Here is an 8,835-nt window from a genome sequence, read left to right as displayed (position 1 = left end):
GGTGGCGGCAATGATCCACTTTCTGGCAGCCGATGACTGCGGCTTTATCAACGGTCAGGCTCTGAACCTGTGTGGTGGTTGGTCAGCGGGTCTGAACCAACGGGTCTGGGACAAGTTAGGCGCTTAATCAAGAGAGTAATTACGATGGCTAAAATGAGTAAAGAGCGGCTGGCACATTACCGGGCACTGGACCGTGCAGCCTTTGAGTTTAAAGACCTTAACGTGGCAAGTTTCTTCGAGCGTGCGGCAGCACAGGGTTACAACCTGGATACTACCGGATTCCTGGCGCACCCGGGTTTCTTTCAGGCACCCCATCGCCGTGAGAATCTGGATCAGGTTGATATCGCCATGGTCGGTTCACCATTGGATCTGGGCGCGATTGGTCTGGCGGGAACCCGCCACGGTCCCAAGGCGGTACGTGAGTGGAGCCGTAACTACGGACCGATCAACGATGTGACCGGCAAGATCCCGTTTGAACAGTGTTCCGTGATCGATTATGGCGATGTGGAATGGTCCTCCACTGACCTGCAAACTCGCGTGGATGATATCTATCAGGTCTTCAAACAGCTGGGTGATGCAGGACTCTACACCCTGAACTGCGGTGGTGAACACACCACGGCTTTTGGTGCATTGAAAGGACTGTCTGAAGCCCATGGCAATGAAGCGTTTGGCGTGATCCATATCGATGCTCACTCCGACACTATGGCGACATGGGGCGGGGATGCGGTGAACGACGGTTCTATCTTCCGTCAGGCGGTGCTGAACGGCTACGTTGATCCGGAACGGACCGTACAGATTGGTGTACGTGGCCGTGCGAACTTCCTGTGGGAGTTTGCCCATGACAGCGGTATGACCGTGATAACCGCGGATGAAGTGTTCGATAAAGGCACCCAGTACGTGATTGATAAAGCCCGGGAGATTGTCGGGCAGGAGAAAACCTATTTCTCGTTTGATGTGGATGGTCTGGACAGCAACTACATGATGGGCACCACGGGGCCGGAACCTTTCGGTCTGACACCCCGCCAGGCACGGGACATTATCCACGGATCACGTGGCCTGAATATCATCGGTGCCGATCTGGTGGAATACAACCCTAACCGTGATCCGGATGGTAAGTCTGGTCACCTGGCGGCGGCGATCTACTTCGAGCTGCTCTGTCTGCTGGCCGATAGCCGTGAAGCCGAAACCGGTCGTACCCGTCCAACCCAATGGGTTTAATCGTATGGGCCAAAATCAGGCTGCGATGAGAATTGCGGACCTGTAACACCCTTGGGGCGGATCGCTGCCCCTTCGCTTTCCTCATTTCCTGACAATAATAATTAAACGGATGGAACTATGACGACTTCTACGCACGAAAGAGATGCGATCAACGCCGGTAGTTGTATTGCCGCTACATCGATCATCTCCGCTGCCGGAGCGGCAATTTTTCTGATTTTGCCTATCCTGTTGGGTGGCGCGGCAGAACACCTGCAGTTGCAAGAGGAGCAGGTAGGGCTCATCGCTTCCAGCTATTTTGTCGGGTTTCTGTTGGTCTGTCTGAGCGCTGTATTCTGGATTCGCCGCTTTGACTGGCAATACGTCAGCACGACGGGTTTTGCGCTCCTTTCTGGAGGACTGGCGGGTGGCGCGTTCGTCAATCAGTACGAAGCGCTGCTGGCATTGATGGCGATCTCAGGTGTAGGGGCCGGTATCTTGTTTGGACTGGCGGTTTGCGTGTTGTCTGATACGAATGATCCCGACCGTTATTTTGGTATCAAGTTGCTGGCCGAACAGATTGTGGGTGCTGCCTTGCTGTTTCTACTGCCGATGTACGTTACCGCACAATGGGGCTTTCCCGGTCTGATGCTGACGGTTGCCGCGGTATTGGCATTGCTTGGTACTGCGACAGTCTGGTTGCCGAAGCGAGGCAAGCGCAATGTGGATGCCAGCGAAAATACTAAGGCCGAAGCGTCGGCAATCTGGCCGGTGTGGGTGGCCCTGTTTGCACTGATGATCTATTTCGCTGGGTTGTCAGGGCTTTGGGCTTTTGTCGAGCGTATTGCGACCCAGCAGGGGATAGATGCCGTCACCATCGGGAAGGCGCTGTCCTTTGGGTTGCTGGGTGGTGGTTTGGGGGCTTTTGCTGCGGCGCTGCTGGGGGATCGCTTAGGTCGCCTGTTTCCGCTGGTTCTTTCAACCGGATTGTTGGTGGCGGTAATCTTTATCTATAGCAGTGCATTCGACGCGCTTCTATTTGCCGTATCCACTTTTGTGCTTTCGGGTGTGTGGAACTACGGCCTGGCCTACCAGATGGGCATCGTGGTGAGTCTGGATCAGCGCGGTAATCTGTCCGTCTTAATTTCCTCCTTCCTGTCTCTGGGCGCGATTGTTGGACCTGCGCTTGCCGGTATGTTGATCGGTGATCAAGGTTACGGCAGCCTTTTCCTGTTTACAGCAGGGGCCATTCTTATTGGTTTGATCATGTTTACCCTGTTGCTGACAAAAGCGGGTGTCGCTTTAAATACAAAAAAGTTAAGTAAAGCCTGAGCGCTTATCAGGGAGGTATTTAGCGTGTTTTCTGTAAAGAACAAAAAAGTATTAATTACCGGTGGTTCAAGCGGAATCGGCTTGGCGTTAGTGAAACACTTTATCGCTGCGGGTGCTGAGGTGATGGTCATTGACCTGCAACCCAGTGTTGAGTTGGCTGAAGCCGGTGCTGAGATTTTTGTCGCAGATGTGGGCAACGAAACTGAACTTGCCGAGGCCTTCCAAAAGGCGGCAACCGACAGAAAATTGGATGTAGTGATCAATAATGCAGGGATTGCGTTGCCAGAAGGGCGCTATGAAGATGCCGATTTGGCCAATCTGGATAAGGTACTGCACGTTAATGTTCGGGGTGTTTATCTGGGGCTTAAGTACGCGTCACGTTATCTGAATGATGGTGGCTGCATTATCAATACGGCGTCAGCCGCCGCACATATTACTTTTCCTGAGTATTCCTCTTATTCCGTCTCTAAAGGTGGCGTGCTAGCGATGACGCGTACGGCAGCGTTGCAGCTGGGGCGTCGCGGTATACGGGTCAATGCTGTTAGCCCTGGCACGGTGCTGACACCGATGGAGTCGATCGATGGGCCTGAAGCACGCATCAGCGCCCAGGCGACAGCTCTTGAACGCCCTGCACGTGTCGAAGATATTATGGGTGCGTATCACTTTCTGGCGGCGGACGAGAGCAGTTATATCACCGGGACAGAGATTCGGGTGGATGGTGGTTGGATTGCAGGTATGACATATAACTTAATGGATAAAGCATTAGCCTAAGGGCGTTATTAAATGTACGACTATGTGTGGGTAATAAGATTAAATTTTTATAGGTGTTAACCCTTATAGGGTATTCTTGTTACTTGAATGGTTGTTTAGCCTCTTTGTATTGAATAATAACTAGGAGAGGTTTTATGGCCGTTGAAGATTATTATATTGAGGGGAGTACTTGTTTATTTAAAGCAGTGCTGGGAGGGCATGCGTTAAGTGCGCCGAGTTCCTGTTTGTCTGCTTTTGAGTCTCTGGCGTCGGGGGCGTTTTAAAATGGAAAATTATGGCGCTTACGCAGTATTTCCAACCCTTGTTGTTCTCATTGTTGCGCTTATTACCAAACGAACAATTGAGTCTCTTTTGGCGGGTGTTGTTATCGGTTTGCTGATGATATCGCCTACTGATTTAGTCACCGGCTTTGCTAATGTCGCGTTAGACACCATGCGTGACGATACCATTGGCTGGATTATTCTGGTGTGTGGTTTTTTTGGCAGTTTGATTGCATTGCTGATCAGAACCGGAAGTGCAGTCGCATTCAGCGATTACATGGCTCACTTTGTAAAGTCCCGTCGTAGCAGCCTTGTGGTGACCTGGATACTGGGTCTTATTATCTTTATTGATGACTACCTGAATGCGCTGGCAATCAGCTCTTCTATGAAGAAAGTGACCGACAAGTTTAAAGTATCACGTGAGATGCTGGCCTATATCGTTGATTCTACAGCGGCTCCAATCTGTGTTTTAGTTCCATTCTCTACCTGGGCAATATTCTTTGCAGGTCTGTTGGAAGATAATGGTGTTGCCGGTAAAGGGGAGGGGCTGAGTGTTTATATCGAATCTATCCCTTATATGTTTTATGCCTGGGTAGCCGCCGTTATTGTACCGTTGGTTGCGATGGGGAAATTTCCACTATTAGGGGCAATGAAAACCGCTGAAATCAGAGCTCAGGGCGGTGAGGTTATTCCGCCGGGTACGATTGAAATTGATTTGACGGCTAGCGCTGGGAAAAGTCTCAGTTCTGCGCGGACTAAACCTGCGCTGCATAATTTCTTTATCCCAATTCTGGCATTGATATTCTTTACCTGGTATTTCGATGTTGATATTTTGATGGGGGTTATTGTTGCCTTGGCGGTGACCATGGTGCTTTATCTATCACAGCGGTTGCTCAGCTTTAATGAGCTTTTTGATACCGGAATGGAAGGCTTTAAATCAATGATGGTGCCATTGGGTACTGTTGTTGCGGGTTTTATGCTCAAAGACGTGAATGATTCTCTGGGGTTGACGCTGTACATCATTAACACAGTGAAGCCTATGATGACGGCTGATCTGCTGCCGGTAGTGGTCTTTCTGGTTATGGCGTTGATTGCGTTTGCGACTGGAACATTCTGGGGTATGTTGGCGGTTGCTCTACCTATTGTCATGCCGTTGGCAACGGCGATGGATGCGAATCTTCCGTTGGTGATTGGTGCTTTGATGTCTGCTGCAGCCTTTGGCAGTCATGCCTGCTTCTACGGCGACTCGACCGTGTTGTCTGCGCAGGGTAGCGGGTGTACGCCGATGCAGCATGCCCTTACGCAGTTACCTTATGCCTTGCTCGCCGCGGCTATTGCCAGTGTGATGTTCTTTTTTGCAGCGTAGCGTTAAAGGTATCGCAGAGCCCGGTTGCCTTGTGCTCCGGGCTTCTACATATGTGCACCGATAGTCATCGGTTGAAATAGTTATTGAGCCTTAGTATTGCGATAGCTACCGGGGCTTTGCCCATAGAACCGACAAAATGCAGTATGAAAGGTCGCCGGTTGTGAATACCCCAATAGGTAGGCGATCTCCTTCACCTGCATTGAAGTGGAGGTCAGGTATTGTCGTGCTAACCCCATTCTTACCTCCAGAGCGATTTGCCTAAAGCTAGTTCCTTCGCGGTAGATCTGCGCACGCAATGTGCGTGGATGAATACGCAGCCAATGGGCTACCTCATCCAGACTGGCACTGGCCTTGAGCCCATAAATCAGCGCCCGTCGAACGCGGGTACTGGTTGTTGTACTCTTTTCAGCGCTGAGTATATGTTTGCATTCGCGTTCACATAACGCAGCCACTTGTTCTGCAGCCGTGCTAATGGGGCGCGCCAGCCACTCGACCGGAAAGGATATGGCGCAGCGGCTTTGGCGGAATTTGAGCTGACAGGGGAAGTTGGCTGTGCCGAGAGGCCAGTACTTGGGCTTCTCAAAATTCAGCTCAATCAGCACCTGATTCAGGTTTACTGAATCACCCAGTAACAGTTCCAGCATCCGCCAGTAGCCGGCAACAAACTCCTCTGCAATGTCCGTCTGTTCATGCAGATAATCTTGTGCCAGTACAGGGGTAAGCTCCAGCCGATTGGCTTCTTGCCGTTGCTGGATCAGAAAACGTTCAGTGGTCAGTTGTTGGAAATGAATGGAGCGGTCGATCGCTTCTTTCAGATCACGACTGGATGCCACCGCATACCCTGCAAGTCCAAAGTCAGACAGTTCAATGTGGCGGTAATAACTCAATGTGATCTGAGGTAGTCCCAGTTTGCGTATCTGAAGCAGCAACTGGTTTAGCCCCCGAAAATGCAGTGTGTTATCCGTTAGATCTCTTCTAGATAGCGACACTTTGTGAAGTGCCTGATCGAATAAATGGGGGTGCATCTCGTCTGCACAGGCTTCAATCCGCCTTAAAAAATACTGTACGACGCGATGGGTTTCCTCTGAGAAGGAGGGCATGAATCATTACCAGTCAGTTATGTCTTAAATATAAATGATGATGTCTTAAATATAATTTTTGTTGCCGAGGATGTCGACTAACATCGTCCTGAGATTAGAAAATAAGAATCGATCAGGAGATAGCTGATGTGTGACAAGAACCGGGTACTGCGGATTGATCAGGGCAAGGCCGAAGTCGTTGAGTTGCCGATGCCACATCCCAAAGAGGGGTTTGTCGTAGTGCGACAGACGGTTGCGCCCAACTGCATTGAACATCGAATCCATAAAACCGGCTTCTACGAGTTCCATGAATCGCCAACCCATGCCGGGCATGAAGGTGTGGGGGTGATTCATGAGTTAGGCGCCGGAGTAACCGACTGGCAGGTGGGAGATCGCGTTGTGGCGTTTCAGGGGTGGGCTTGCGGTAAGTGCTGGGTGTGTGAAAACGGCCTTGGGGCTACCCACTGTATCAACCTGAAGCTGCCGCCGGATGTTGAGGAATATAATCAAGCTGCATCAGGGGGCAACGGTTTCTGCGAGTACCGTTTGGTCCCGGTTAACATGCTGGCCCGTATTCCTGATGAACTGGACGATAAATATGCCTCGGCAGCTAACTGTCTGATCGGTTGTACCTATTCCCCGGTCAGGGATCACAACATCACCAAGGAGCATGTCTGCATTGTGGGTGGTGTTGGCTTTATCGGCTTGGCGACCATCGTGAACCTCAAATATCGGGGGGCCAAAGTGATCGTCTTAGGGCGTGACGAGAAGCGGATGACAGCTGCCAGGGAGATTGCTGAGGCGGATTACTTTGTGAATCCGGAAGATCCGGATTGGCTTGAGCAAGTGCGGGCCTTAACCCCTCATGGCCGTGGGGTGGATTTTGCGTTTGAATGCTCCGGTTACCCCTATTATCAGCAGAAATGTCTGGATGCGATGCGTCACTATGGCACGCTGACGTTGCTGGGGTATGCGGCTCATGAAGGGCCGGATCTGAAATGGGATCTGAATACGGAATCAGGCCTGTGCTGGGGCCATAAACACATTACAGCGCACTTTGATGTGAACTTTAATCACCGGGACGATATCTTACGCACGTTGTGTGATCCTTGGATGCAATCCAAGGTCGATCAGCTGGTGACCCATACATTCCCGATGTCGAAGGCGGCAGAGGCCTTTGAGCTGCTGAACAACAGGAATAACTCAGAGGAGTTTATCGGTAAGATACACTTCATTCCGGGGCAGTAATGACCCAAATAATAAGATCTGGCACCCGTGCAGACCACTGAGTGAACGTGAACAGTGGGAGAGGTGAATTTACTGGCCAAGCAGTGCGAGTACATCACCTCGACTGGCATTAGCCTGAGCTTGAAGCGTAATTTCCACTTCCCGTTGAACGAGTGCTTGGGTGTATTCAGACGTCGCTTGTGCCATATCAGTATCCGTGATGCGGGAGCGTGATTCAGCGTTGCTGATGGATGAGTCCGTCAGGCTGCGTCCCATGCTGTCCAATTGTCTCTGGCTCGCGGCAAAACTACCTGCCGAATCGTTAAGTAGACTAAGAGCGCCATCGAGACTGTCGATGGCCCCCGCTGAGCCAATCTCAAGCGAGAATAGTCCTTGATCGCCGAGAGCACTGTGCAGGTCGGGGGTGTTGATAGCGGTTGAACTGTCCCCAGTCTGAATGTTGATATCGCTTTCTTCGCTGAGTAATGCGCGGCCATTAAAGCTAGTCTGCCCAATGGTATCTTTGATTCCCGCGAGCAATGCGTCGGCTTGCTTTTGCAGGGACTGGCGGTCGGAATCGTTCAGGGTGCCGTTGTTGGCTTGCAGTGATAATTCGCGTAACTGTTGCACTGAATCGGTAATTTGCGAAATGCCACCTTGCGCGACCTGAGAGAGTGAGCTGCCATCCATAACATTTCGCAGGCCCACGGCATTTTCATTTATCTCGCGGGTCAATCCGATGGATACCTGGATTCCTGCAGGGTCATCAGATGCCTGATTGATGCGCTGTCCGCTAGCGATCTGCTGGCCGGATTCGGCAATACGACTATTGCCAGCCAGAGAACTAGTGGGTGTTGCCAAAGAGTTCAGCTGTAATTCCATTGCCTTGCGCTCAATACTCACGGATGAGCATTCAGTATACTACGAAAAAAGTATGAGTAAATAATGTCCAGTTGCGCTGGAGCAACTAACGTTTCCTACGCATGTTATAGGGTATTGTGACGAAACGTATAGGATCTGGGTAAGACATAGGGTTGTATTTGATGATCGTGTCATCATAAGGAGGGGAGATTAAGAAGCGCGTAGGAGGAATTGATACCTGCTCTTGAATGGAATACAAACCTCCCCGTCACAGGTGCTTGTGCCTCAGATTAAAGAATCGTTGTCGGGTTGGGCCAGGTTTCTATCGCTGAGTAGATATCCCTCTCTTAAGAGAGGGGCTAACAGGTCACCCTATCCGTAGGCTTCGTCCAGAATCTTACCTAATAGAGACATGGGTAAGAGCACGGGTTTGTCGGTGGCATCCCGCACGCATTGCCAATGTTCGCGGGTAAATGCCAGGCAGTCGAGTACGATGAGGTCAGCGCCTTCTGAGACCAACTCTCGTGTTGCATCCGCCAGTTCATCCAGGCTGTGCTCGTGCGGTGAAATGATCGCACTGACCACTGGAACGTCAAGCGCGCGCCAGTGCTTGATCTCTTCGTCCTTGGTCACCACATCGGGCTGTATAATGCCAAGGCAACCACCTTTGGGGAGAAGGGCGGTGGCGTTTGCTTCCAGAACTTTGCTTGGGCAGATTACACCCGGTACGGTTTCAAGCGAATGC

The 8,835-nt window shown here is 51.1% G+C and carries 8 protein-coding genes; 5 read left to right on the top strand and 3 right to left on the bottom strand.

Annotated features, from left to right (window positions below; all coding sequences use genetic code 11):
* Positions 1–144 precede the first annotated feature (144 nt).
* The 4 genes from ABYW01_RS07960 (at position 145) to ABYW01_RS07945 (ending at position 4,923) form a co-directional block, all read left to right on the top strand.
* On the top strand, positions 145–1,218 hold the full coding sequence (locus ABYW01_RS07960) for an arginase family protein (RefSeq protein ID WP_372831940.1): 1,074 nt from the start codon (positions 145–147) through the stop codon (positions 1,216–1,218).
* Between the two features lie 117 nt (positions 1,219–1,335).
* Complete coding sequence (locus ABYW01_RS07955; protein ID WP_372831939.1) at positions 1,336–2,526, top strand: MFS transporter; 1,191 nt, start codon at positions 1,336–1,338, stop codon at positions 2,524–2,526.
* 24 nt (positions 2,527–2,550) lie between these two features.
* Positions 2,551–3,297 (top strand): SDR family NAD(P)-dependent oxidoreductase, encoded by a 747-nt coding sequence (locus ABYW01_RS07950; protein ID WP_372831938.1) that lies wholly within the window; start codon positions 2,551–2,553, stop codon positions 3,295–3,297.
* Between the two features lie 264 nt (positions 3,298–3,561).
* Positions 3,562–4,923 carry a Na+/H+ antiporter NhaC family protein gene (locus ABYW01_RS07945; RefSeq protein WP_372831937.1) on the top strand — a complete coding sequence of 454 codons (1,362 nt, stop codon included), beginning with the start codon at positions 3,562–3,564 and terminating at the stop codon, positions 4,921–4,923.
* A gap of 80 nt (positions 4,924–5,003) precedes the next feature.
* Here the strand turns inward: ABYW01_RS07945 and ABYW01_RS07940 are convergent, their stop codons facing one another.
* Positions 5,004–6,023, bottom strand: a complete 1,020-nt coding sequence (locus ABYW01_RS07940) for an AraC family transcriptional regulator ligand-binding domain-containing protein (protein WP_372831936.1) — start codon at positions 6,021–6,023, stop codon at positions 5,004–5,006.
* A 126-nt stretch (positions 6,024–6,149) separates the two neighbouring features.
* Here ABYW01_RS07940 and ABYW01_RS07935 point away from each other — a divergent pair, with 126 nt between their 5' ends.
* A complete protein-coding gene (locus ABYW01_RS07935) occupies positions 6,150–7,250 on the top strand; it encodes a zinc-binding dehydrogenase (protein WP_372831935.1) in 1,101 nt (366 codons plus the stop codon).
* Positions 7,251–7,319: 69 nt separating this feature from the next.
* Here the strand turns inward: ABYW01_RS07935 and ABYW01_RS07930 are convergent, their stop codons facing one another.
* The gene (locus tag ABYW01_RS07930; RefSeq protein ID WP_372831934.1) at positions 7,320–8,111 is read right to left on the bottom strand and encodes a flagellin; all 792 of its coding nucleotides are present in this window, start codon (positions 8,109–8,111) and stop codon (positions 7,320–7,322) included.
* Between the two features lie 351 nt (positions 8,112–8,462).
* On the bottom strand, positions 8,463–8,835 hold a 373-nt coding region (locus tag ABYW01_RS07925; protein ID WP_372831933.1), incomplete at its 5' end, for an AroM family protein.

Source organism: Pontibacterium sp., from assembly GCF_041587635.1.
Lineage (GTDB): Bacteria > Pseudomonadota > Gammaproteobacteria > Pseudomonadales > Balneatricaceae > Pontibacterium.
Note: the sequence above shows the minus strand (reverse complement) of the source record. Positions and strands in the feature narration are given on the sequence as shown.